The sequence below is a fragment of the Stenotrophomonas sp. JC08 genome (genome assembly GCF_052180205.1).
GTDB lineage: Bacteria > Pseudomonadota > Gammaproteobacteria > Xanthomonadales > Xanthomonadaceae > Stenotrophomonas.
In genome coordinates this window covers 848,372-873,187 of sequence record NZ_CP197473.1, presented here as the reverse complement: position 1 = coordinate 873,187, position 24,816 = coordinate 848,372, and the positions used below count along the sequence as shown (strand labels likewise).

The window sequence follows — 24,816 nt, the reverse complement described above, 5'->3', positions numbered from 1 at the left end:
AAGCCCTCAGGGCTTCGCGACGTGGACGACACAGGGGCCGGGCACCCCGGCACCGGCATCATCAGAACGGCAGCTTCATGCCCGGCGGCAGCTTCATGCCGGCCGTGGCCGAGCCCATGCGCGCCTGCGACTCGGCATCGATCTTGTTGGAGGCGTCGTTGAAGGCGGCGGCGATCAGGTCTTCCACCATCTCCTGGTCGGACAGCACCGACGGATCGATACGCACCTTGCGGCATTCCTTGGCACCGGTCAGGGTGACGCTGACCATGCCGCCACCGGCGCTGCCGGTCACTTCCAACTTGGCGATTTCTTCCTGGGCCTTCTGCAGGTTTTCCTGCATTTTCTGGGCCTGTTGCATCATCTGGGCGATATTGCCGCGCATGGTTGCTTACTCTTCAAATGGACGGATGGAATCGGCCACGACCCGGGCGCCCTGCTGGATCAGCTGTTGCACCTGCGGATCGGCCATGAAAACGGCTTCTGCCGCATCTTGCTGTTCACCGCGCCGGCGGTCGGCGCGCTCGTGCAACGTCTCGGCCTGGACGTTGCCGGTTTCAATCACGATTTTCGGTGTGCTCCCCAGCGCCTGCGACAAGGCCTGCGCCAATGCCGCTAGCGCGCGCTCGGACTGAAGGTATTCAAACCCCGGCAGCAATCCCAGCCGCAACACGCCATGCTGGAAACTGACGAAAGCGCAGTTGGCCGCCAGCTCGCGCGAGGGGCCGGTCAGGCCGCTGTCAGCCACCAGATCCAGCCACTGCTCGGCATTCTCCAGCGCGCGACCGGCCGATGGTTTAGCCACGGCTGCCGGCTCGATGGCAATGCCGGTCGGCCGCACGGGAGCGGGAGCAGCTACCGGCGCTGTCGCCACAGGTGGCGCGGGGCGGACCGGCGCGACTCTCAGCGGCTCAGGCTCGACCTCTTCGGACGAAGCCATTTCCATGGCCATGGCTTCATCCCGCGCACTGGCGTGGGACGCCTGTGTTTCCCACGGCGGCAGATCATCGGCGACGGCACGCGGCTTCTCCGCAGCTGCAGCCGGTGCGGGCGGTGTCGGGGTTGGCGATTGACGCACGACCTCGACCACCGGCACCGCCACCTCGACGGGTGCGGCCACCACCGGCTGCCGCACAGGCTCAAACGCCTTGGCCAGCGGCGCCGGGTTGGCCGCAGCCGAGGTGGCAACACCTGCATCCGCCCCCCCCGGCACAACACCACCGGCACCTGCCCCCTGCCCCGAACCTTCCGGCACCGCCGGTACGGCATCGGCCGGGCGGAACGCCAGCATGCGCAGCACGGTCATCTCGAAACCGGCACGCGGGCTGGGCGCCAGATGCAGATCGCGACGCCCTCCCAGGGTCATCTGGTACCAGAGCTGCACCACTTCCGGACGCAGCCGCTGTGCGAAAGCCACCGCGTCGATGCCTTCTCCAGGCACCACCGTACCCGGCACAAGCTGCTGCACCTGGATGCGATGCAGGGCCTCGGCCAGTGCATCCAGCACGCCATTCCAGTCCGGCGAGAAATCGGCCAGCGTGGCCACCACCTGCAGCAGGCGCGTGCCATCGCCGCTCGCCAAGGCGTCCAGCATCGCCGCCACTTGGGTACGGTCGACGGTGCCGAGCATCGCCCGCACCACCTCCTCGCGCAGCGCACCACCGGCATAGGCGATGGCCTGGTCCAGCAGCGACAGGCCGTCGCGCAATGAACCATCGGCGGCATGCGCCAGCTGCACGATGGCGCTGTCGTCAAACTCGATCTGCTCGGCGCTCATGATCCGCGACATCTGCCCGCGGATCTGTTCCTCATCCAACCGCTTGAGGTTGAACTGCAGGCAGCGCGACAACACGGTGACCGGCAACTTCTGCGGGTCGGTGGTGGCCAGCAGGAACTTCACGTGCTCCGGCGGCTCCTCCAGCGTCTTCAGCAGCGCGTTGAACGCCGCCTTGGACAGCATGTGCACCTCGTCGACCAGGTAGACCTTGTACTTGCCACGGCTGGGCATGTACTGCGCGTTCTCGATCACCTCGCGCACATCGTCCACGCCGGTGTTGGAGGCGGCGTCGATCTCCAGCAGGTCGATATAGCGGCCGGCATCGATGTCCAGGCAGGCCGGGCACTGGCCGCACGGGTCGGCGCTGGTGCCCTGCTCGCAGTTCAGCGACTTGGCGAAAATGCGGGCGATGGTGGTCTTGCCGACACCACGGGTGCCGGTGAACAGGAAGGCATGGTGGACGCGGCCACTGTCCAGCGCATTGCTGAGCGCGCGGACCACATGCTCCTGGCCCACCAGCTCGGCAAAACGCTTTGGACGCCACTTGCGGGCAAGGACGAGATAGGACATCGGGCAACCGTCTTCAGCTGAGCCGACATTGTGCCATGCCCTCTCCCTTCCCCGCCCTTCCGGAACCACCGCTCCGGCCACGGGCGCCTCCGGCGGCATATGAAGGGATGCGGCAGACACGGTGCGCCGCCTGCCTTGATGCCCGATCGCGGCTATCGACGCGGCGGCACGCAATTGCGACTTGTGGCAATCGCCCCGTCCCTATAGAATTTGCGCCCCTGCAGCGCCTTCTTGCTGGTTGTAGGTCCCGGAGAGGTGTCCGAGTGGTTGAAGGAGCACGCCTGGAAAGTGTGTAAGCGTCTAAACCGCGCTTCGGGGGTTCGAATCCCCCTCTCTCCGCCAGACAATTGAATTAAGCCCCTGATTTTAAGGGGCTTTTTTCTTTTTCAATCGATCTGGTATGCCATCCAGTATGCCACGACAAGCTGGCTGTGGTTGGGGCTCTTTGTGCGGCACTATGCAATACGAAGCAGCGGAACTCCATGACAGCTGCACCATCCAGTGCCCTCGCGCAAAACGCGCCTAACTCCAGCTTTCTGCTGCGGCGTAATGGCCCACCGACTCCCTCTCAGGTCATGCGGTTACGGACTCCAGCGTACCGTAGCGACTGATCAGAACCTGTTCCAGGGCCGAGGTCGTGCTGGCTTTCCCGGCCCACGACAGATGCCAGCCCAGCAATTGCCGGATATGGCAGTCGATCACCAACGCCAAGCTGAGCCAGGCATCCCCCCCCCCTACACACAGCACAGGTCCGTGACCCAGTGCTGATCTGGAGGCTCGGCGCAGGAGATCTTGGCCTTGATCCTTGGCCGCCGGCCCAGCACTCGGTTGCGGATCTGTCAACCCTTGAGCCGGAAGATACATTGCACCGCACTCTTGTTCATACCAAGCAACGCAGCCACCGTACGGTAGCCAAACGACGGCCCTGCCTCGATCATCTCCTTGATCGGCGCGGCCAGTTCGGCATTGACCTTTGCCGGCGCTCGGGTCAGCTTGTAGTACTCCGTGCGGCGGGCTACCTCGACAACTTGGCCATCAGTACCGCGAAGCCTTCGTCCTTCAGGCCCTGCTAGACCGAACGCATCGGCTCTCGTCCTTCGCAGCAGGGGGGCAGCTTTTTTTGATACGAATCTCCAGCATCGCTTCGCCATTGCATCCTGCAGAACCTCACCCGGATCTCGATGGATTGAGCCGCAGGCGAAGCACTACGCATGAAATAGAAAGCCCCGCATTAGCGGGGCTTTCTATTTGCGAAGCATTACGCGCCCACAGGCTGAACAGTGTCCGCCATCTCGATCATTGGCTCACTGCTCTGGCGGCAGCGAAGGTGGCTGCCCAGCTCCAACCCCAACCTCCGGAATCACGCCCACTCCTTTCTGCTTCATTTCATGCGACAGCAAGGTGCTGACCGCCATGTAGGCGATGAGCGCCAAGGATGAAATCCATGCTTCGATCACCACCGAATACAGCAGGAACAGCACATGAAATACCCAGAATAGGATCGGCGATGCAATGCCGATCGACTTGCGCAGCTTCGCCCGATTGACGACGACGTTGTTGCACATTGATGGCAATGGATATCGCTCCGCCTTGATCCGCCGATAGGCAAGTAGCGTTATTGGAATGATGAAGAAGATCAGCGCGAGCGTGTAGATGAGCATATTTTCTCCTTGGGAATAACGCGGGTAATGCAGTGCCCGACCCATGCTCCTAACGGGACATGGCGGGCTGAGTTCATTGAGTCCAATCAGGGAATGGCAGCCAGCAGCCCCACGGCCGAGGTCACGATGCCGGCGATGGCCATGCCCTTCCCTCTCTTGCTGACATTCAGGCTGACGATGCCGAGGGCCAGTCCAGTAGCGGAGAAAACCGCCTGCACTCCATAGGCAAAGGCTCCCATGCTGGCATCGTCGATTTCGATGTCTTCGAATATCGACAGCGCACACCACACACCAAGAACCAGCGACGTGATTGCCATCCACAACGGCCCTGTCCTCGCCTCAGCGGTGTGGACCGCTTCTGGCATTTGCGGCTTCCCGCATTGCGGGCATGCTGCCGCACTTTCGTGGATTGCTTTCCCGCGGTAATCCCCCCGCTTTTAGCGGTCTCCAAAAGTGGAGCTAAGCGGCAAGTGCCAGTTTCTGCATGGGCGTGATGCCGCCGAGCGCCATGTTCGGGCGCTCGTGGTTGTAAGTCCAGAGCCAACGGGTGGCTTTGTCCTGTACCTGCTCGATCGAGTCGAACAGGGTTCGGGCCAGCCAGGCGTAACGTACGGTTCGGTTGTAGCGTTCGACATAGGCGTTCTGCTGTGGTTTGCCGGGCTGGATGTGCTCGATGCGGATACCTTGTTGCTCGGCCCATGCCAGCAGCACGCCACTGATGTATTCAGGGCCGTTGTCGCAACGGATCACCCGCGGCCTGCCCCGCCATTCGATGATCTGCTCCAGTGCACGGATGACTCGGGCCGACGGCAGTGACAGATCCACCTCGATGCCCAGCCCTTCGCGATTGAAGTCGTCCAGCACGTTGAACAGGCGGAAGCTGCGTCCGTCGCTGAGCTGGTCGTGCATGAAGTCCATTGACCAGACCTGGTTGATCGCCTCCGGCACCGCCAGTGGCTCCGGGCGTTCGCGTACCAGGCGCTTCTTCGGCTTGATCCGCAGGTTCAACTCCAGCTCCCGGTAGATGCGATAGACCCGCTTGTGGTTCCAGCCAAAGCCTTTGACGTTGCGCAGATGCAGGAAGCACAGGCCGAAACCCCAGTCGCGATAGGCAGTCGTCAATCGCACCAGCCAGTCGGCGATCCGAGCATTCTCCTCGCTCGCCTTGGCCTGGTAGCGGTAGCAGGTCTGGCTCACCGCGAAAGTCTGGCAGGCGTGCCGGATGCTCGATCGCCCACTGTCCACCGCCCATCGGGCCATCTCCCGGCGTTGAGATGGCCTCACCATTTTTTTGACATCGCTTCCTTCAGCAGGTCGGCGCTGAGCTGGGCCTCGGCATACATCTTCTTCAGGCGCCGGTTCTCGTCCTGCAGCTCCTTGAGCTGGGACATCAGCGATGCGTCCATGCCGCCGAACTTGCTGCGCCACTTGTAGAAGGTGGCGCAGCTGATGCCGTGCTCGCGGCACAACTCCGGAACGGGCGTGCCGGCCTCGGCCTGCTTGAGCACGGCGATGATCTGGCTATCGGTGAAGCGGGACTTCTTCATGGAACCTCCTCGGGAAAGCGTACGAGAAAATTCCACTTCTGGCGTCAGCTAACCTGCGGGGGGATTACCCCGCAACCCGTACAGAAATTCATGATTCCCCCTGTTTCCTGCGGCCGCCCTTCACGACAAGGTCGGAATTTCCGCCCCTCAAAGTCTCCTATTTCAGAACATCAAATGTCAACCCATAGCCACACGACACATGTGCGGACGCTCCATACCTTGTAGTGCCCCGTCATCGGAGCCTGCGGATGAAACAGTTCGCTGATCGCCTGCGCGAAGCGCGCGTGGCCGCAGGAATGACGCAGGAGCAATTGGGCTTTGCGCTGGGAATCACCAAGTCGTCAGTGTCGGCGTGGGAGAACGGGCGCGAGACACCGAGCTTCCGCATGCTTCCTGAGTTGCGCCGGCAGCTTTCCCGCACGCTGGATGAGCTAATTTGCGATATTCCTCCTGACAGCGATGCCCCTTAGAAGACCGGGCCGTTCCTGCCGCCGACGATGGTTCGCCGGTTGCGCGTGACGCGAAGGAGCGCGCCTTGCTGCTGCGCTACCGCAAGCTGTCAGCCCGACGCAGGATGGCACTGTTAGAGTTGATGAAGCCGGGCGAGTAACGCTCAGCCGTCCGTTGCAACCGCGGCGCCACATGTCAGCCATCGATCCAAGTATTGGCGAGCCTCGGAGCCCTCGATCTCCCAGCCCATCCCGGCTTGTCGCCTCCACACCTTGATAGGTTGTTGCGGTTCCAGTTTGCTCCCAAGAGCATGCCACGGCTTTGCGCCGACATATGCCATCGTTTGTACCAGATACATGAAAACTCCATTTTATTGACGGCAAAAAAACAGAAGGTCCGCCATTGGCGGACCTTCTGCAGCCACAAAGACGCCGTTAAAACAGGTGCCATCTCGCTAATAAAGGCCGTCGTCATAATGGGCCACCTCGCTCCCATTAAGGCCAACGCGCGACAGGATTGCGTAAAAAGGAAGGTAGAGTGCGCGCATGCTTGCAACTCTCTCTTCAACAATACGCTATGTGTCTAGCCAGAAGGCACGCCAGTGATCGCGGGCCTTCTGCTATCAGGGTCTTTATTTAGGGAAACTCTGTTTTGCCTAGTTCACTGAGCCATAGGCTCATTAATCCAGCGCGGCTACGGACGGAAAATTTCCGGAACAGGGAAGCGACATGCCAGTGTGTCGTCGAGACGGCCAGCCCCAGTTGCTCGGAAATCTCCTTCTCGGAGGCTTTGGTTAGCAAAAGCCGGAGAACCTTGCGCTCGGTCGGTGTCAGCGGCGACTTGGCAATCAGCGAGCCCTGGATGATCATCAGTTGGCGGTGGAACCATTTGATTCCACGCAACGCGTAAGAGAGCAGTTCGGTGTCCTGCTCGGTGAACAAGGTATGGGAGTGAAAGCCGAAGTGCGATTCGGCATCACAGCTGATTGGAAATCCGATCCAGATAGAATCCACGACTCCGAAGCGGGCGAATTTGTTGCGGTAGAACCGGCTGTCGAACCATTCCTTCGGCATGTCCCTGCGCAACCCGTACGTCCGGAAACTCCTGATGTTCTGCATCACCAGCATGAAATACGGATCGACCTCGCCGTTATCCCATAACGTCTGTATTTCCTTGAATGCCCCATCTCCGGAGGGAGAGTCGATGGGGTAGAGGAGCTCCGTGACAGGTACGCGCCAACCTTCGAACGGATCCCAGCACTCCGACCTGGCGCCGAGGCAGATCACACCATCCCAGGTCGAGTTGAAGGCTCCGGTCATGTGACACAGCCTGCTTTGAAGATGCCTGCACGCCACTTCGGCGCGGTCCACACCGAAGTCCGCCAGCTCATCCCACAGTCGGTGTATTTCGTCTTGCTTTTCTTGGCTGAGCATCTTCGCCTTCAAGGATCTTGTTCGAATCGGTATCCCGCCCGGAAAACCCTACCGATTGGTGGGTGACCCCCGGTCTTACGTTGGGAATTCTATCTCCAGACCATCCAAACTGCATGCCCCCCCCCTAATTAGCTGGGGCTCCGGAGGCTGAACTAATCCCTACCCTATTGAGACCTCAATTCAACTGTTTCTCAGCCGATAGACAAGGGTGCCGGAATGCCTCTGATCTCCCACCATGTTGCGCGTTCCGGCATCCATCCCCCCACCTATGGACAAGGAACTGAAATGTCTTCAATCAGGAAACTCAAAGTCGGATCGCGACTGGCGGTCGGCTTCGGTATGCTGTTGCTGTTGCTCATCTCCATGCTGGTTGTCGCCCTGTACGGCAACAAGCTCAAATCGGACCAGTTCCAGTACCTGACCGATATCAATATGGTGAAGATGCGCCTGTTGAACGACATGCTCGACACCAACAACGCCGTACTGATGCATCGTCGGCTGATGCTGATCAAACGGGGCGATGGCCTTGCGGAGGACCTAGCCCATGCCCGGAGGCTGACCGGCAGGTATGACGAGCTTTGGCGGCAATATGCCAAGATCCCACGCGACGCCTCCGGCGACCGCATGCTCGCCGAGATCGAGAAGGCACGTGGCAGTGCCGACGAATCCACGAGGAAGTTGGATGACTTCATGGAAGCTGGTGATTTCGATGCAGCTGTCCAGGTGCTTCTCAGCGAACTGCGCCCGCGCGCGATGGCATGGAACGACACCATCTCCAGTCTGCTCAAGTACCAGGTCGATCTGACGCATAAAAGCAGCGATGAGTACTACGACATCGAGGACTGGACCGGCAAGTTGTCGCTCACCATCGGTGTACTGAGTGTGGTGTTCGGCGTCCTGATCGCCCTGCTGATCACCCGCAGCCTGACCCACCCGCTGGCCAGCGCGGTGGGCGTGGCCAACGGCATTGCCGGTGGATGCCTAGACAACAGCATCGACTTGTCCGGCAAGGATGAAGTCACCGACCTGCTGCGCGCCATGCAGCACATGCAGCGCCAAGTGCAGTCTGTCATCGCCGCACAGGGCGAGATGGCCCGCCAGCACGAAGCCGGCGCCATCAGCTACCGCATCGACGCTTCGCCCTTCGCCGGCGACTACCGACGCATGATCGAGGAAAGCAATGCGCTGGTAGGCCAGCACATCGGCGTGAAACTGCGGGTCATCGACGTGATGAGGCACTACGCGCGTGGCGACCTGTCGGTGGACATGGACCGCCTGCCCGGCGAGAAGGCCGCCATCACCCAGGCCATGGACGAAACCAAGGCCAGCCTTTCGGCGATCAATGCCGAGATCAAGCGCCTGGCTGGCGCCGCGGCGGCGGGCGATTTCAGCCTGCGCGGCGACGAAGGCCGCTTCGAGCACGACTTCCGCGACATGGTGGCCGGTCTCAACCGCCTGATGGAAACCACCGACGGCAATCTCTCCGAAGTCTCCGCCCTGTTGCACGCCATCGCCCGCGGCGACCTCACCGCGCCCATGCAGGGCGACTTCCACGGCGTGTTCGCCAAGATGCGTGACGACGCCAACGCCACCGTCGCCCAGCTGACCTCGATCATCGGCCGCATCCAGCAGGCAGCGTCCAGCATCAACCTGGCCGCATCGGAGATCGCCACCGGCAACAACGACCTGTCGCGCCGCACCGAGCAGCAGGCCGCCAATCTGGAGGAGACCGCCGCCTCGATGGAGGAACTGACCTCCACCGTGCGCCAGAACGCCGAGCATGCCCGCCAGGCCAACCAGCTGGCGCAGGGTGCGGCCGGCGTCGCCTCGCAGGGCGGACAGGTGGTCAGCCAGGTGGTCACCACCATGTCGGCCATCGAGGCCTCGTCGAAGAAGATCGCCGACATCATCAGCGTCATCGACGGCATCGCCTTCCAGACCAATATCCTGGCGCTGAACGCGGCGGTGGAAGCCGCACGCGCCGGCGAGCAGGGCCGTGGCTTCGCCGTGGTCGCCTCGGAAGTGCGTACCCTCGCCCAGCGCTCGGCCGGTGCCGCCAAGGAGATCAAAGACCTGATCGGGGATTCGGTCAGCAAGGTCTCCGAAGGCTCGGCGCTGGTGCATCAGGCCGGCACCACCATGGGCGAGATCGTCAGCTCGGTGCAGCGCGTGACCGACATCATGGCCGAGATCTCGGCTGCCTCGCAGGAACAGAGCGCCGGCATCGAACAGGTCAACCAGACCGTGGTTCAGATGGACGAAGCCACTCAGCAGAACGCCGCCCTGGTAGAAGAAGCCACCGCCGCCGCGCGCACGATGGAAGAACAAGCCAGCCAGCTGGCCGAGGCGGTATCGGTGTTCCACACCGCGACGGCCCACACGGCACCTGCTGCCCGACCGGTGCTCAAGGTCGTGCGGCCGGCGGCAAAACCACAGCCGGCGCCAAGCACGCCACCGTGCCCACGCCCCGTTCCCTCGGCCACGCTTCCAACCGATTACGGCAATTGGCAGGAGTTCTGAATCCCGACTCGAGAAAGACACCACTCCGGTCTCCCGGAGTCCAGCTACGAACCATCCACCGATGAACACGTGACTTCCGACAAGAATGCGACTTGAACATACAGCGCCCTTACAGGGAGCCCAGCCGGGGCATGAAAGCCCTCCTGTGATGCAGCCTTGGCCACGACGGGCGCTATGTGGTGCGCTGCTGGTGCTATTGATGCTAGCCGCCCTGTATGGGCCGCGCGTGGATCTGTTCGGCCCGCAGGCCGATATGTTGCCGGTGATCCACTTCACCTTGGAAATGTTCTCAGTGGTGGTGTCCCTGCTGGTCGTCGTCGCCTCCTGCCATGCGTTCGACTCGCACCGCTCGCCTCTGGCCAACACTCTGGTCCTGGTATTCACTGCCGTGGCGGTGCTGGATTTCCTGCATGCCCTCTCCTACAGCGGCATGCCGACCTTCCTCTCGCCCAATGGCATGCCCAAGGCGATCTATTTCTGGCTGTCCGGGCGCATCGTGGAGCTGCTCGGCTTCGTGCTGCTGCTCAGTGGCCTTCATCTGCGTGGCCGGAGCTACCTCTGGCTACTGCTGGGCATTGCCGCTAGCCTGCTGGTGGCGATGCTGGAGCCGCATACCTTGGCATTGCAATCGGCACTATTCCTTGAGGGACTGGGCAGCACGGCACTGAACGCGCGCCTGGGCCTTTTGCTTTGCATCGGCTATCTGCTGACGGCAGCCTGGATGGCGCGTGTGCCGACAACCGAGCGCCCTCTTTTCACCACCCTTGCCAAGGCAAGCTTCATCCTGGGGATCGGCGAGCTGGCCTTCACTCGTTGGGGCAGCCCGACCGAGGCAAGTGTGCTGCTGGGGCATGTCTACAAGGTACTGGCCTACCTGTATGTGTTCCGCAGCATCTACCTGACCTCACTGCGCCTGCCTTACGAGGAAGTGGTGGCGTCGCGCCGGCGCCTGGCCAGGAGGGAGGCCGAGTACCGCTCGCTGGTGAATAACATGCCTATCGGGCTGATGCAGTTGGATACCCACCTTCGCCTATGCTTCGCCAACCCGACGGTCGAGGGGAGTCTCAGCCGTCCGCTAGCGGCCCTGCTGGGCAAGCATATCGGCGAGATCGTACCGGTGGACGTCGCCCTTAAGATGCACCCCGGCCTGTTGGGCGCCCTGCAAGGCGAGCGGGTGGAGCTGGACTACGACTTCGTCTCGCCCGTGCAGGGGCAGTTGCACCGCAGCTTCATCGCCATCCCCGACCGTGACGACGACCAAGCGATACGGGGCGTACTGGCCATCGTGCAAGACACCACCGAACGCACCCGCGCCCGGCAGCAGCTGGACTTTGCGATGCGCGAGACCAACGAGCTGCGCGCCGCGCTGGATGCCCATGCCATCGTCGCCATGACCGACCACAAGGGTGCCATCACCCGCGTCAACGACAAGTTCTGCCAGATTTCCCAGTACTCGCGCGAGGAGCTGATCGGCAGCAACCACCGCATCATCAACTCGAAGCGGCATTCCAAAGCGTTCTTCAAGGAGATGTGGTCCACCATCGGCCGCGGCAAGGTGTGGAATGGGGAGATATGCAACCGCGCCAAGGACGGTTCGCTCTACTGGGTCCAAACCACGATCGTGCCATTCCTCGGCGAGAACGGTCGACCGGTACAATACATCGCCATCCGCGCCGACATCACTCAGCGCAAGCTGGCCGAGAAGGAAGCTCGCCAGCTTGCCTATCACGATGCATTGACCGGGCTGGGCAACCGGCGGTTGATGATGGAACAACTCACCTTGGCCGCCGAGCGGGCACCGCAGATGGACTGCCTTGGCGCCTTGGCGATGATCGATTTGGATCATTTCAAGGAAATCAACGATACCCTGGGCCACCCGCAGGGCGACAGCCTGCTGCAACAGATAGCCGGGCGACTCAGGGAGGCGGCGCGACCAGACGACATCATCGTGCGGCTGGGCGGCGACGAGTTCTGCGTGCTGTTCCACAACCTGGGCGCTACTCCGAAGGAGAGCATCGCACGTGCGACCGACATCGGCGAGCGCATACATAATGCATTAGCCCAGACCTATCGGTTGGGGAATACCGAGGTGAACGTTACCTCCAGCATCGGCATCACCATGATCTGCAGCGGTCTCGACGCCAGCGAGCTGATCCAGCGCGCCGACCAGGCTCTCTACAAAGCCAAGGAGAACGGTCGCGATGCCCTGCAGTTCTTCGACCCGCGCCTGCAGGCCGAGATGGCGAGCCGGATCAACCTGCTGCGCGACCTCCGCCACGCCATCGACGACAATCAGTTGCGCCTCCACTACCAGCCCATCGTCGATGCGGAGATGCACGTGACTGGCCAAGAGGCATTGCTGCGCTGGCAGCATCCAACCATGGGTATGGTGCAGCCGGCTGTCTTCATACCGCTGGTCGAACAGGTCAACCTAATTCTACCTTTCGGCATCTGGGTGCTGGTGACCGCCTGCATGCAGATCAAGGCCTGGGAGGACGACCCGGTCCGCTCACAATGGAGCGTATCGGTGAACGTCAGCGCACGCCAGCTCCATGATCCCGATTTCGTCGCCAGCGTGGAGACGGTGCTGGCGCGTACTGGCGCCAACCCAAAGTGCCTGCGGCTGGAGCTGACCGAAAGCATGCTGCACACCAACCTGAAGGCGGTGATCGAGAAGATGCAACTGTTGCAGCATCGCGGAGTGCGCTTCTCGCTGGACGACTTCGGCACCGGTTACTCCTCACTGAGCTACCTCAGGCAACTCCCGGTGGAACAGCTCAAGATCGACCGCTCGTTTGTGCAGAACATCCAGAACAACACGAACGACTTGGCCACTGTCAGAATGATTCTGGCGCTGGCGGCATCAATGGGAGTGGAGGTCGTGGCCGAGGGCGTGGAGAACGACGCCCAGTACACACAACTACGCAAGGACGGCTGCCAGAAATTCCAAGGCTATCTGTTTGGCAAACCCACTGAGATCCAATGAATCAAACCGTACCTACAACTGACGGCCATGCCCTAACGGCCGGTTCCCTTCGGATCGAATTCTCTAGTTGGAGCCTGCACCTTGGCCGACGCACCATCCTGACCGACCTCGATCTGCACCTCGGCGCACCGGGTGTAATGGTGCTCATGGGGCCGGCCGGAACCGGCAAGTCGACCTTGCTCAAGACGTTGGCTGGTCAAACCAGCACCCATGCGCAATACGACGGCACGCTGCTGGTCGATGGCCAGCCGCTCGAACGGGCACCGCGGCTGCCGGCGCTGGTACAGCAGCATCCGCGTGAGCTGGCCATGAACGTGCTCGACGCGCTGATCGAAGCGCTGCGTGGCGGGCAACCACTGACTCCGGCCTGCCTGCGCGGGCGCGCACGGCAGGCCCTGCAAACCTTCGGCCAGCACGATCTGCTGCAATCGCTGGATCGCAGCCTGTTCAATCTCCCACGCGACCAGATGCGGCGGGCGCTGATCATGCGCGCCGCGCTTTCCGGCAGCCCGGTACTGCTGATCGACGAGCCCACCAGCGGCCTGGACGACGCCCAGGCGGCAGGCGTGCTGGACCTGATCCGGGAACTGGCCCGCAACCACTGCTGCGTGCTCGTCCTGCATCACCAGGCGCAAGCGCGCACCATCGCCGACCGCGTGGTGTTATTGGCCGGTGGCCGCATCCAGGTCGATACCGACAATGCCGCATTCTTCGCCAACAGGGCCGATCATCCTGTGCTGGCTCAGTTCCTGCGAACCGGCAGCTGCCATGTACCAAGCCCGGGTACCTTGCCCGGGGAACTAGATGTGGCCTACAGCGCGCCCGACGCAGCATCGCACATGGCTGCGGATGAGCTCGAACCACTTTCTCCATCCGAGGAACCGGCCGACGCGCACGCCGGCGAACCTGTCGCAACCGACGGGCTGTCCAGCCGCGATGCATGGCCCCTGCCGCTTCCGCCAGGAGTACTACCCGCCAGTCGCGGTCCCAACGGCTTCCACTGGTTGATCCCAGGCAAGCTCGCCGGCCATCCGATGCCCGGCGCGATGCTGCCGATTGAACACGACCTGGGCCTGCTGCGCGACGTGGGTATCACGCTGCTGATCAACCTCACCGAAAAGCCGATGACCCAGGCCATGATTCCGGCCCGCGGCCTGCGCACCGTGCACATGAGCGTTAAAGACGGCAATGCGCCACCGCTGATGTGGATGAAGATGCTGTTGACCCAGATCGAGCGGTTCATGCGTCAGGGGGAGGTGGTCGGCGTGCACTGCCTGGCCGGCCTCGGCCGCACCGGCACAGTGCTCGGCGCCTGGCTCGTGCGTGAGGGCCTGACGGCCGATGAAGCGCTGCGCCGGCTGCGTGTGATCGAACCCGGCTTCGTCCAGTCCCAAGTGCAGGAAGAGCTGCTGCACGAACTGGAAATCAACCTGCTGATCCGCGCGTCGGATTTCTGAATCCCCCACCCGCTACGCGCCCCTGTCGCGCAGCCCCACACCTACCAAATCGGAGAGTAGTCCATGTCCCTAGATTCCATCATCCAGAGCTCCATCACCACGATTCCCGAATGTCTGGCCGCAGGCTACGTCGACATCTCCTCCGGCATGCTGCTGGGGATGCGCACCGTGGATTCGCATCCGCGGGAAGTCATGGACCTGCTCGCCGCTGCCACCGCCGACCTGTACGACGGCGCCAACGTGCGCATGATCGAGCAGTTGTTCCGCCGCTCGCGCGGCCTGCCCGAAGGCGAAGGGGCGCATTACTTCCAGGAAATCATCATCAACAGCGAGAACTTGATTCACGTGTTCATGCGCGGTAAGCGCTACCCGAATTACATCATGACCTTCGTCTGCCGCCGTACCGCCAACCTCGGCATGGCGTTGACCAAGGCCCGACTGACCATGCCATCGATCGAAGCTGCGGTCTGAACCGTCACCTCCCCATGTCGTCTGCCAGAAATCCAGCGTGAAACACCTCCTGCCCCTGACCCTCTCCGTCACTCTGATGACCGGCTGCAATGCCCCTTTCATCGAAGCAAACGTCCCTGCGGCCCTTCCTCCGACGACCGATACCGGCGCGCAAGCCGGTGACGAGACGGTGGTGGCCATCGATGGCGGTCAACTGGCCGCCTACCGCTGGCGGCTGGACACCGCCACCGATAATCAGGGCCAGCGCATCGACGCCCTCTTCGTCCACGAAGACCGCCCCATCACCCTGGTCTTCAATAGCGGCGGACTGTCCATCCTCAACACCTGCAACCGAATGAGAGCCGACTATATGCTGGAGGGAACCACCTTGAACGTCGCGCCGATGGTTTCCACGCAGATGGCCTGCCTAGAGGTAGGCATGATGGTGCAGGAAGCCGTGATCGGTAGCGATCTGGAAGGAACCTTGGCGATCCGGCGGCTGGATGCTTCCCTCTTGGAGTTGGTCACGATCGCGGGCAACGTGATGTGTTTCCGCAGCGCCCCCCTCGCCGAGGATTTGGCGGAAGGAGCCTTGCCCATCAAGCTCGAGCACGCACAAGCGACCGTCGTTGAAAGGCTTGGGATTCTTCTTGTAGCCAGCATTCAACTCTCGAAATTCTGCCGCAAGCGATGGCGCATCGATCTCACTGCGAATCTTCCCTCGATTTCGATAGGCTTTGCGTAGGATCTCGTATACCAATGGCGACGAATCTTTCAGTCCATAGGGGTCATCAGGCACATCTCCACAGACTGGCACAGGCACATCCTTAGCAGTCGACGCGCTTTCCAAAGCGTCACTAGGTGCGTGCGCCTCAACGAAAACATCCTTGAAACTGACCCCGTGAAGAATGTACGAGTACTGGCTTCTGATGCGATTCAACGTCTTCACGACTACAGGAGCACCCGAGCCGACATCAAACTCGGTTGGCACCTTGTCGGCGATGGCCTGCTCGGTGGGCAAGAGGGAACCCAGCAAACCCTTTCGATACTTGAAATCGATTGAAGGAATGCCATTGTGCATCAACGCGGACTCCAGACCTCCCGCAGTGAATTGGTACAATGCGATAGGGGGGTATTCAAGAAGGTCACGCAACTGCGATGTATCGAGCTGCAAATACCGCATCTGGGCCTGATTGCCATCAGCCTGCACGGGGCCTTGGGTTGGCTGGCGGCCCGGTCGAAGCCGGTACCCAGGAGGATACGGATCAATGGCGAGCAGGCTGACCCGAAATCCCTTTGGGACCTTGACGTAGAACCTGTCGTATCCAGCCTCAAGGAGCCTGTGAACGAACTCAACAGGGTCGTTCCCGTCAAGCACGCTGGCTAAGGGCAGAACCCGAATGGCTGGCGATTCAGGCGTCATGCGGCGAGGCATCCTTCTTGGGATTCTTTGCAGGCGGTTGAACAAAGTCGGCCCAGGCCTGCATCATCGGACGACGTTGCTCCAAGAGATCTGTGCGGTGGTAGGCCGCCTCGACCTTGTCCTTTACCGTATGCGCTAACGCCCGCTCTGCCAGGTCCCGGGCATAGCCTTGCTCGCTGCACCAGTCGCGGAAGCTCGAGCGGAACCCGTGGGCGGTCGCAATACGCCCAGGCGTATCGCTCGGTGCGTTCACTCTCCGCAACAAGGCTGTGAGCGTCATATCCGACATGACGGAACGGGCCGTTTCAACTCCAGCTCCCGGTAGATGCGATAGACCCGCTTGTGGTTCCAGCCAAAGCCTTTGACGTTGCGCAGATGCAGGAAGCACAGGCCGAAACCCCAGTCGCGATAGGCAGTCGTCAATCGCACCAGCCAGTCGGCGATCCGAGCATTCTCCTCGCTCGCCTTGGCCTGGTAGCGGTAGCAGGTCTGGCTCACCGCGAAAGTCTGGCAGGCGTGCCGGATGCTCGATCGCCCACTGTCCACCGCCCATCGGGCCATCTCCCGGCGTTGAGATGGCCTCACCATTTTTTTGACATCGCTTCCTTCAGCAGGTCGGCGCTGAGCTGGGCCTCGGCATACATCTTCTTCAGGCGCCGGTTCTCGTCCTGCAGCTCCTTGAGCTGGGACATCAGCGATGCGTCCATGCCGCCGAACTTGCTGCGCCACTTGTAGAAGGTGGCGCAGCTGATGCCGTGCTCGCGGCACAACTCCGGAACGGGCGTGCCGGCCTCGGCCTGCTTGAGCACGGCGATGATCTGGCTATCGGTGAAGCGGGACTTCTTCATGGAACCTCCTCGGGAAAGCGTACGAGAAAATTCCACTTCTGGCGTCAGCTAACCTGCGGGGGGATTACCTTAGCATCCGTAATCAAAGTCATTCTCCACCTCGGATCCCCTGTTTCCGGTATGCCATCCAGTATGCCATTTGATGTTTGCTGCCCTTGGGTGTCGTTGGGACCGATTGGCACGTGGTTGTAGCTAAACCGCTGAATGGCGTGCTAAAATTTTCCCACGTTGAGATCGGCAGGGTTCCGTTGGGTACTGCGGGAGCAGTCCCTCTCTCCGCCAGTTTCAGTATCCGGATCCGTCCGGAACAGCGAAAACCGGGCCGCGCGATGCGCGGCTCGCGTCTATGGTGGCCCCGTCGGCCCCTCGCGACGCTAGGTCGAAAATCCCGCCAGGGCCGGAAGGCAGCAACGGTATCGATCGACGCGGGCGCCGAGGTCAGCCGGCGGGGCCACCGCCTTTTCATCCCCTTCCCGCGCCTGACAGCTCAGCCGTCGAAAGGCTCGGCACGCCGCGCAGTGGGTACGGCCAGCGCCACGCACTCGCCCGGCATCGCCACACGATGGCCGCGTGCACGCAGGGCCTCGCCATCGGCGGCGCTGGCGTAGTGGTAGAGCATCATCCGCGCCTGCGTTGCGGCGTCGTACTCGCGCTCCAGGTCATTCACGCCGGTATGCGAGGGATTGCCGTGCAAGCCGCAGTCGTGGGCGATCAGCTCGCCATCGCCGGCATAACGCGCCAGCATTTCCGGAATCGGGCGGGTATCCCCGCTCCACACCAGTGCACCTTGCAGCCGCAATCCATAGGCGGTTTCCGGCCAATGGTGGCGTACCGGGAACACCTCCAGCCGCACGCCGTCATGCCAGAACGCATCCCCCACCACGACCAGCTGGAACGCGTCCCAGAAATTGGCACCGCCCTCGGCCAGCACGTTCGGGTAATCGCCCACGCGTTTATGCAGCAGCGGCACCACCGGCGCCGGCACGTACAGCCGCACCTTGCCGCGCCGCTGCGGGTTGAAATAGGCATCCACGAACAGCCGCTCGAAACCGGCGACATGGTCCAGATGGATATGGGTGACGAATACCGCCGCGGGCATCGCGCCATACTGCGCGCGATAGGCGGTCAAGCCTTCACCGCCGCAGTCGATGGTCAGCCATGGCCGGCCGCCACGCTCGATCACCGCCATCGGCGATCCCAGCTCCACCGCCGACGCATTGCCGACTCCCAGAAAGCGCAACACCCAGTGCACTTCAGACGCCCCGGTTCCAGGCCAGATCATAGGCACGGCGCAAGCGCGCGAAATCATGTTCGACGTCTTCTCGGCTGCGCTCGCCACGCAGCTTCAGCAGCGAACGCAGCAGGCGCTTGAGGTTGCGCTCACGCCAGCGCGTGGCCGGAATACGCAGCACGCCACGGTCGAAATCGATCAACCAGCCGTGGCCACCGGCATCGAACAGGATGTTGTGGGCATTGAGATCGGCGTGATCCAGCCCGGCGCGGTGGAAACGGGCAATCAACCGCCCCGTCTCTTCCCACGGCGCGCCACGCCCGGCCACCAGCGCGCGGTCGGCCAGCGAACGCACACCATCCAGCCGCTCCATCAGGATTGACGCGCGGTAACCCAGCCCATCGCGCATGTAGAAGGCCGCCAATGGCCGCGGCACAGGCAGCTTGTTGGCCAGCAGCTTCCGCATCAGCCGGAACTCGGCGAAGCTGCGCGTGCGATGCGCCCCCTGCCAGAGATAGCGGTCACGGCTGAATCTGGCCGCCGCGCCACCGCGCAGGTAGTTGCGCAGCACGCAATGGCCGAACCCGGCATCGACGAACCATGCGCCACCGCGCCCACCATCGGCCACCGGACGCGCTTTGTCGCCCCAGTAGGCAGGTGAAAACAGCTCGGGCCCGGCTTGCCGCAGGCGTTCGTGGTCGAACAGAATGGCCCCGTAACCACGTCCATCGCGGCACGGCGTCAGCGCTTCAGTGGCGTCGAATGCAACCATCAATGCGAGTCTAACAACACCATGCCTGCATCGTCCCCCTCCTTGTGCCTCTTGCGCCTTTCGGCACTGGGGGATGTCACCCATGTCGTGCCACTGGTGCGGACACTGCAGCAGGCGCATCCGGCCACCACGCTGCACTGGGTGATCGACAAGGCCGGTCACCGTCTGCTTGAAGGCCTGCCGGGGGTGACCTTCCACGTCTACGACAAGAACAGCGGCGTGGCCGGCATGCGTGCGCTGCGCGGCGAGCTGCCCGCCGGCCGCTTCGACGCGCTGCTGCAGATGCAGGTCGCCTTCCGCGCCAACCTGCTCTCGGCCTTCATCCCGGCCCGGCGTCGCATCGGTTACGACAGGTCGCGCTCGAAGGACCTGCACGGACTTTTCATCAACGAACGCATTCCCGACCGTCCCGGCATCCATGTGCTCGATGCGATCGGCAGCTTCTGCGAACCACTGGGGCTGCAACAGACGCAGGTCAGCTGGGACCTGGCCACACCGCCGGAAGCGCATGACTGGGCCCGTGCGCAATGGGACGATGATGGCCGCCCGGTGCTGATGATTTCGCCGTGTTCCAGCCACACCCGGCGCAACTGGTATGCCGACCGCTATGCCGCACTGGCCGACCATGCCGCCGCACAGGGCTGGCGCGTGGTGCTGTGTGGTGGCCGCAGCGAGCTGGAACGCAGCACCAGCGATGCCATCCTCGCAGCGATGGAATATCCGGCGCTGGATCTGGTCGGCAAGGACACCCTGAAGCAGCTGCCGGCGCTGCTGGCCCGCGCCCAGCTGCTGGTCACCCCCGACTCCGGCCCGATGCATATCGCCAATGCGGTGGGCACCAAGGTGCTGGGGCTGCACGCGGCCAGCAACCCGGAGCGCAGCGGCCCGTATTCGGATCGCCGCTACTGCGTGAACCGCTACGACGATGCCGCCCGCCGCTTTCTGCACAAGCCGGCCAGCGCGTTGAAGTGGGGCACCAAGATCGAGTTCGACGAGGTCATGTCGCTGGTCGGCGTCGCCGATGCCATCGCCGCGTTCGAACGCTACCGCGCCGATCATCCGCGCTGAACCGCTGCCATCGTGAATCCCGCTGCCTCCACGAGGCCCATGCCATGCGCGTGGACCGGATTGCCTGACAGGACCGCCAGCCCATCGCAGGCAGCCCTCCAACTGGAATGACCAAATGAGCAACTTCATCGTCGGCCTTACCGGCGGCATAGCTTCGGGCAAGAGCGAAGTCAGCCGTCGCTTCGAGGCACTGGGCATCACCGTGGCCGATGCCGACATCGCCGCCCGCGAAGTGGTGGCCGTTGGCAGCCCCGCCCTGGCCGAGATTGTCGAGCGCTTCGGTCCTGACGTGGTGCAAGCCGATGGCAGCCTGGATCGCAGCCGCCTGCGCCAGCGCGTTTTTGCCGATGCCGGGGAACGGCGCGCGCTGGAGGCCATCACCCATCCGGCGATACGGGCGCGGGTGAAATCACTGTGCGAGTCCGCTCCCGGTCCCTATGCGATGGCGGCGATCCCGCTGCTGACCGAGGCCGGTGGCCGCCCCAGCTATCCGTGGCTGGATCGCATCCTCGTCATCGATACGCCCGAAGCCGTCCAGCTGTCGCGACTGCTCCGCCGCGACACTATCGACGAGGTACTGGCGCAGCGCATGATCGATGCGCAGGCAACCCGCCAGCAGCGCCTGGCACTGGCTGACGATGTGATCCTCAATGACGGATTGCCCGAACAGCTGCAGCCGCAGGTGGAACGCCTGGACAGCCTTTACCGGCACCTCGCCCGGCAATAAGCGCCATCGGCAATCGCCGGCCCGCTGCTCAGCCCGGCACGAACGTCAGCGTCGCCACCACCCCGCGTACATCGCCCGGGCGGATCTGCACCTGCCAGTCGTACAACGCGCACAGGCGCCTGACGATCGACAGGCCGATTCCGCCACCCTGCGAGTGGCCGGCGTGGGTGCCGCGGTATCCCCGCTGGAACAGGCTGGCGGCGTCCTCCTCGCTCAGGCCGGGACCGTTGTCGATCACCTCGACCGCATCATCAAGCACCCGTACCCGCACCTCGCCTTCCTGCGAATACTTCACCGCATTGCCGATCAGATTGCCCAGCGCCACCGACAGTGCCGCCTCCGGCGCATCGATGACCAGCTCGCGGTTGCCTTCAAGCACCAGCTCCAGCGGCTTACCGCCCAACTGTGCACGGTGCGATTCCAGCAACTGCTCGCCGACCCGCGCCACATTGCTGCTGCCCTGCCCACGCTCGTTGCGCGACAGCAGCAGCAGTGAGCCGATCAGGTCGCTGCACTGCTGTTCGGCACGCTGGATGCGCTGCAGGCGCTGCTGCATCTTGTCGTCCAGTCCGGGGCGCGACAGCAGCAGCTCGGTGGCGCCACGGATCACCGCCAACGGCGTGCGCAGCTCGTGGCTGACATCGGCGTTGAATTCGCGGTCGCGCTGCACCACCTCGGTCAGTCGCGCCGAATAATCGTCCAGCGCCTCTGCCAGCTGGCCCACCTCGTCATCCGGGAAACGCGGTGCCAGCGGCTGCGGATGCTGGTTGCCACCGCGATAGGCGCGCAGGCGTGCGGCAAGATCGGATACCGGGCGCATCACCCGCGATGCCGACCACCAGCCCAGCACCCACGACAACAGGCTGAACACGATCACCGACAGGAACAGCGCACGCTTGAGCTGCTGCTCCACGCGCGTGCTTTCGGTCATGTCGTAGGCGAGAAAGAACCACGCGTCATCGGCCTTGCGCACCGCCAGCCTGTAGGCGAACGGTTGCCCCTGCTCATCGATACCGCTGACGTTGTGGTTGCCGTTGGGCAGTGCCGCCCATTCCGGCCGTTCCTCCCGCACCCGCTCGAACTTGTCGCTGGGATAAAAGTACGCCTTGATCTGCTGGACCGGCAGATCGGGATTGCGGGTCGGATCGAGGTAATAGCGACGTGCGTACTCGTCGATATTCCGGTTCATCACGTCCTCGACAAGCTGGTTTTCCACGCGCATGCGCGCCCAGTTCGTGGCGAACGCGAACAGTGCCGTCAGGCAGAAGCCCAGCAGCACGAAGGAGACGATGATGCGGCTGCGCAGGCGGCGGCGGTAGCGCCCCCGCTTGCGCACCGGGCCGGACGCGGGACTTTCAGGCATCGGGAGCGGCGATGCGATAACCGATACCGTGGCGGGTCTGGATCATCGGCACGTCAAACGGCTTGTCCACCATCGCGCGCAGGCCATGGATATGCACGCGCAACGAATCCGAATCGGGGAGCTCCTCGCCCCAGACGCGGGTTTCCAGCTCCTGCCGGGTCACCACCGCCGGCGAGGCTTCCATCAGCGCCTGCAGGATCTTCAGCGCGGTGGGATTGAGCTGCAGCAGCTTGCCCTGACGACGCACTTCCAGCGTGTCCAGGTTGTATTCCAGGTCCCCGGTTTCCAGCACCCGGGTATGGTTGCCCTTGCCGCGACGCGACAGCGCGTTCAAGCGCACCTCCACTTCCTGCAGCGCGAACGGCTTGATCAGGTAGTCGTCGGCACCGGAGTCGAATCCGGCGAGCTTGTTGTCCAGCGAGTCGCGTGCGGTGAGCATCAGCACCGGCGTCTGCTTGCGCGCATCATTGCGCAGCTTGCGGCAGACCTCGATGCCGTCCATGCCCGGCAGGTTGAGGTCGAGCACGATCGCGTCGAAATCATGCACCACCGCCAGATGCAGGCCGGTCACCCCATCGGCGGCGAAGTCCACGGTATGCCCGCGGTCCTCGAGGTAGTCGCCAAGGTTGGCCGCGATATCGCTGTTGTCTTCGATTACTAGAATTCTCACGTTTCCGCCCTTAATCAATTTCTGGTTTGGACAGGGCCCGCTGATTGGCCTGCAGGAGTTCAGAAGACTCTTCACGGATCCTCCTCCTCTCGGCAACAGTCAAACACTGGGAAACCGCCCGATGGCTACCAACCGTTTTTTCGCGTTTGCACACGACCCGGCTGTCTGCACGTGCCCTGGTCAGGACCGTGTTGACCAGCTCCTGGTCATTGAACAGTTGGACCTTCTCGGCTTCACTCAACCGATTGATGTCCACACCTTCGACAAGCGTCGCTCCCATACGGGTCAAGGCTGCATCAACCGAGCGCCGGTCCTCTTTGCCGAGTTCCGAATACGCGTCTCCGGCAAGATCATTGCGGATCTGTTGTGCCTGGAGCGCAAAAGGGGCAGCGACATCGACAACCCTGCCCTGCGCTTCATTGGCAATAGCAACAGTGGTGACTGGAAGCAACGAACACAGCAACACGATCAACGTTCTGGTCTTCACAATGGTCCTCGACAGATACGGTGGATTCCGGCATTCCAGCCAGCACCGATGGTAACCACAGTACACCGGCAAGAGAACGCCCACGGTCGATCTCATGGAATATAAAAAAACAAGGCCCTGACGAACCCGCCAGGGCCTGAAAATCCCGATCACCGGACCCACTTAGGAGGGCTGGGTACCGTGGACAAAGGCTAGGCGCGGCCGGATTAAGCCACTGTTAAAACCGTGCAAACAAATCGCACGATTCAGCTGCGCCGGGGACGCGTCACGTAATCGATCATCTGCCCGGCCACGTCCTGCCCGGAGATGCTCTCGATGCCCTCCAGTCCCGGCGTGGAATTGACCTCCAGCACCAGCGGGCCGCGCTGCGAGCGGATCAGATCCACCCCGGCAATCCCCAGCCCCAGCGCGCGCGCCGAACGTACCGCCACCTGCTGTTCCGCCTTGCTGCAGACCACCGCCGCAGCGCTGCCGCCGGCATGCAGGTTGGAACGGAAGTCGCCCTCCTGCGCCTGCCGGCGCATGGCCGCCACCACCTTGTCGCCAACCACCAGACAGCGCAGGTCGGCCCCTTGCGCCTCGGCGATGAACTCCTGCACCAGGAAATTGGCATACAGGCCGCGCAGTGCCTCGACCGTGCCCTTGGAGGCGCTGAGCTTCTCGGTGAGGATCACTCCCCGGCCCTGGGTGCCCTCGCTGAGCTTCACCACATGCGGCGGCGGCCCCAGCATCGACAGCAGATCGTCGGTGTCATCCGGATTGTCACCAAATACCGTGGCCGGCATGTCGATCCCCTTGGCCGCCAGCAACTGGTGCGCGCGCAGCTTGTCACGGGCACGCAGGATGGCATCGGAAGGATTCGGCGTGTACGCGCCCATCATCTCGAACTGGCGCAACACCGCCGTGCCGTAGCGGGTGACCGAGGCGCCGATGCGTGGAATCACCGCATCGAAACCCGCCAGCGGCTTGCCCTTGTAATGCATGCTGAAACCGCCGGCGGTGATGCGCATGTAGCAGCGCAGCGGATCGAGAATCCGCACCGTATGCCCGCGGATACGCGCGGCCTCGACCAGACGCCGGGTGGAATAGAGCTTGCTGTTGCGGGAGAGGATCGCCAGTTTCATCACGGCATCGCCGAGCGGGAGGCGCGCAGCATAGCGTGGCGGCGATGCCCGGCACGATGATCACGATCACTGCGCCCCACCCTTGGCAGACTGCCGCCGTGTGGCTCAGGGTACGGAGGGAAACAACGGGATGATCGGGCCGGAGCGGCGTGAAGCGGCAGAGTGCGGGCGCTGCCTCATGGAGCGGGTGAAGGGAATCGAATCTAACCCCTAAGTGGTTGAGTTAGAACGATTTTACAAGTCCCCGCGCGCAGG

At 62.7% G+C, this 24,816-nt stretch carries 22 protein-coding genes, 1 tRNA gene, 1 other RNA gene and 1 pseudogene; 10 read left to right on the top strand and 15 right to left on the bottom strand.

Annotated features, from left to right (window positions below; translation table 11 throughout):
- Positions 1-61 precede the first annotated feature (61 nt).
- Both ACSBPQ_RS03985 and dnaX read right to left on the bottom strand, forming a co-directional pair.
- Complete coding sequence (locus ACSBPQ_RS03985) at positions 62-382, bottom strand: YbaB/EbfC family nucleoid-associated protein (protein ID WP_442683769.1); 321 nt, start codon at positions 380-382, stop codon at positions 62-64.
- Between the two features lie 6 nt (positions 383-388).
- Positions 389-2,344: a DNA polymerase III subunit gamma/tau gene (gene dnaX, locus ACSBPQ_RS03980; RefSeq protein WP_442683768.1), complete on the bottom strand. Its 1,956-nt coding sequence runs from the start codon at positions 2,342-2,344 to the stop codon at positions 389-391.
- A gap of 249 nt (positions 2,345-2,593) precedes the next feature.
- On the opposite strand from dnaX, the gene ACSBPQ_RS03975 reads away from it, so the two are divergent.
- Positions 2,594-2,686, top strand: a tRNA-Ser gene (locus ACSBPQ_RS03975).
- A 497-nt stretch (positions 2,687-3,183) separates the two neighbouring features.
- Here the strand turns inward: ACSBPQ_RS03975 and ACSBPQ_RS03970 are convergent.
- From ACSBPQ_RS03970 to ACSBPQ_RS03955, 4 genes are all read right to left on the bottom strand, one after another.
- A complete protein-coding gene (locus tag ACSBPQ_RS03970; protein ID WP_442683767.1) occupies positions 3,184-3,495 on the bottom strand; it encodes a hypothetical protein in 312 nt (103 codons plus the stop codon).
- 153 nt (positions 3,496-3,648) lie between these two features.
- Positions 3,649-4,005 carry a hypothetical protein gene (locus ACSBPQ_RS03965; RefSeq protein WP_442683766.1) on the bottom strand — a complete coding sequence of 119 codons (357 nt, stop codon included), beginning with the start codon at positions 4,003-4,005 and terminating at the stop codon, positions 3,649-3,651.
- An 86-nt stretch (positions 4,006-4,091) separates the two neighbouring features.
- Positions 4,092-4,370, bottom strand: a complete 279-nt coding sequence (locus ACSBPQ_RS03960) for a hypothetical protein (protein WP_442683765.1) — start codon at positions 4,368-4,370, stop codon at positions 4,092-4,094.
- A gap of 94 nt (positions 4,371-4,464) precedes the next feature.
- A protein-coding gene (locus ACSBPQ_RS03955) for an IS3 family transposase (RefSeq protein WP_442682463.1) occupies positions 4,465-5,552 on the bottom strand; the annotation gives its coding sequence in 2 pieces (ribosomal slippage) (positions 4,465-5,300 and positions 5,300-5,552; 1,089 coding nt in all).
- 248 nt (positions 5,553-5,800) lie between these two features.
- On the opposite strand from ACSBPQ_RS03955, the gene ACSBPQ_RS03950 reads away from it, so the two are divergent.
- Positions 5,801-6,022: a helix-turn-helix domain-containing protein gene (locus ACSBPQ_RS03950; protein WP_442683764.1), complete on the top strand. Its 222-nt coding sequence runs from the start codon at positions 5,801-5,803 to the stop codon at positions 6,020-6,022.
- 615 nt (positions 6,023-6,637) lie between these two features.
- Here the strand turns inward: ACSBPQ_RS03950 and ACSBPQ_RS03945 are convergent.
- Positions 6,638-7,435, bottom strand: coding sequence for a helix-turn-helix transcriptional regulator (locus tag ACSBPQ_RS03945; protein WP_442683763.1), 798 nt, complete (start codon positions 7,433-7,435; stop codon positions 6,638-6,640).
- Positions 7,436-7,720: 285 nt separating this feature from the next.
- On the opposite strand from ACSBPQ_RS03945, the gene ACSBPQ_RS03940 reads away from it, so the two are divergent.
- The 5 genes from ACSBPQ_RS03940 (at position 7,721) to ACSBPQ_RS03920 (ending at position 15,593) form a co-directional block, all read left to right on the top strand.
- Positions 7,721-9,955 (top strand): methyl-accepting chemotaxis protein, encoded by a 2,235-nt coding sequence (locus ACSBPQ_RS03940; RefSeq protein ID WP_442683762.1) that lies wholly within the window; start codon positions 7,721-7,723, stop codon positions 9,953-9,955.
- 199 nt (positions 9,956-10,154) lie between these two features.
- Positions 10,155-12,941, top strand: a complete 2,787-nt coding sequence (locus tag ACSBPQ_RS03935; protein ID WP_442683761.1) for a bifunctional diguanylate cyclase/phosphodiesterase — start codon at positions 10,155-10,157, stop codon at positions 12,939-12,941.
- Positions 12,938-14,398 carry a phosphatase domain-containing putative toxin gene (locus tag ACSBPQ_RS03930; RefSeq protein WP_442683760.1) on the top strand — a complete coding sequence of 487 codons (1,461 nt, stop codon included), beginning with the start codon at positions 12,938-12,940 and terminating at the stop codon, positions 14,396-14,398. Before ACSBPQ_RS03935 ends, ACSBPQ_RS03930 begins: the two co-directional genes overlap by 4 nt.
- A gap of 63 nt (positions 14,399-14,461) precedes the next feature.
- On the top strand, positions 14,462-14,869 hold the full coding sequence (locus tag ACSBPQ_RS03925) for a hypothetical protein (RefSeq protein ID WP_442683759.1): 408 nt from the start codon (positions 14,462-14,464) through the stop codon (positions 14,867-14,869).
- A gap of 37 nt (positions 14,870-14,906) precedes the next feature.
- A complete protein-coding gene (locus ACSBPQ_RS03920) occupies positions 14,907-15,593 on the top strand; it encodes an META domain-containing protein (RefSeq protein ID WP_442683758.1) in 687 nt (228 codons plus the stop codon).
- 667 nt (positions 15,594-16,260) lie between these two features.
- On the opposite strand, the gene ACSBPQ_RS03915 is transcribed toward ACSBPQ_RS03920, so the two are convergent.
- Together ACSBPQ_RS03915 and ACSBPQ_RS03910 are read right to left on the bottom strand one after the other, a co-directional pair.
- Complete coding sequence (locus tag ACSBPQ_RS03915) at positions 16,261-16,560, bottom strand: tyrosine-type recombinase/integrase (RefSeq protein ID WP_442683757.1); 300 nt, start codon at positions 16,558-16,560, stop codon at positions 16,261-16,263.
- A gap of 17 nt (positions 16,561-16,577) precedes the next feature.
- A pseudogene (locus ACSBPQ_RS03910) lies at positions 16,578-17,119 on the bottom strand (transposase); the annotation flags it as partial.
- Between the two features lie 355 nt (positions 17,120-17,474).
- Here ACSBPQ_RS03910 and ffs point away from each other — a divergent pair.
- Positions 17,475-17,571, top strand: an RNA gene (gene ffs / locus ACSBPQ_RS03905) — signal recognition particle sRNA small type.
- A gap of 35 nt (positions 17,572-17,606) precedes the next feature.
- On the opposite strand, the gene ACSBPQ_RS03900 is transcribed toward ffs, so the two are convergent.
- Together ACSBPQ_RS03900 and ACSBPQ_RS03895 are read right to left on the bottom strand one after the other, a co-directional pair.
- Positions 17,607-18,371, bottom strand: a complete 765-nt coding sequence (locus ACSBPQ_RS03900; protein ID WP_442684502.1) for an MBL fold metallo-hydrolase — start codon at positions 18,369-18,371, stop codon at positions 17,607-17,609.
- Between the two features lies 1 nt (position 18,372).
- Positions 18,373-19,122, bottom strand: a complete 750-nt coding sequence (locus ACSBPQ_RS03895) for a 3-deoxy-D-manno-octulosonic acid kinase (RefSeq protein ID WP_442683756.1) — start codon at positions 19,120-19,122, stop codon at positions 18,373-18,375.
- Positions 19,123-19,143: 21 nt separating this feature from the next.
- Here ACSBPQ_RS03895 and ACSBPQ_RS03890 point away from each other — a divergent pair, with 21 nt between their 5' ends.
- Both ACSBPQ_RS03890 and coaE read left to right on the top strand, forming a co-directional pair.
- Positions 19,144-20,190: a glycosyltransferase family 9 protein gene (locus tag ACSBPQ_RS03890; protein WP_442683755.1), complete on the top strand. Its 1,047-nt coding sequence runs from the start codon at positions 19,144-19,146 to the stop codon at positions 20,188-20,190.
- 115 nt (positions 20,191-20,305) lie between these two features.
- On the top strand, positions 20,306-20,917 hold the full coding sequence (gene coaE, locus ACSBPQ_RS03885) for a dephospho-CoA kinase (RefSeq protein WP_442683754.1): 612 nt from the start codon (positions 20,306-20,308) through the stop codon (positions 20,915-20,917).
- A gap of 28 nt (positions 20,918-20,945) precedes the next feature.
- Here the strand turns inward: coaE and ACSBPQ_RS03880 are convergent, their stop codons facing one another.
- The 4 genes from ACSBPQ_RS03880 to rimK all read right to left on the bottom strand — a co-directional run bounded on the left by ACSBPQ_RS03880 (position 20,946) and on the right by rimK (position 24,561).
- Positions 20,946-22,280 carry a sensor histidine kinase gene (locus ACSBPQ_RS03880; protein WP_442683753.1) on the bottom strand — a complete coding sequence of 445 codons (1,335 nt, stop codon included), beginning with the start codon at positions 22,278-22,280 and terminating at the stop codon, positions 20,946-20,948.
- On the bottom strand, positions 22,273-22,950 hold the full coding sequence (locus ACSBPQ_RS03875) for a response regulator transcription factor (protein WP_442683752.1): 678 nt from the start codon (positions 22,948-22,950) through the stop codon (positions 22,273-22,275). Before ACSBPQ_RS03875 ends, ACSBPQ_RS03880 begins: the two co-directional genes overlap by 8 nt.
- A gap of 10 nt (positions 22,951-22,960) precedes the next feature.
- Positions 22,961-23,416 carry a hypothetical protein gene (locus ACSBPQ_RS03870; RefSeq protein WP_442684501.1) on the bottom strand — a complete coding sequence of 152 codons (456 nt, stop codon included), beginning with the start codon at positions 23,414-23,416 and terminating at the stop codon, positions 22,961-22,963.
- A 266-nt stretch (positions 23,417-23,682) separates the two neighbouring features.
- Entirely contained in the window at positions 23,683-24,561 is an 879-nt protein-coding gene (rimK, locus tag ACSBPQ_RS03865) for a 30S ribosomal protein S6--L-glutamate ligase (RefSeq protein ID WP_442683751.1), read from the bottom strand.
- Between the last annotated feature and the right edge of the window lie 255 nt (positions 24,562-24,816).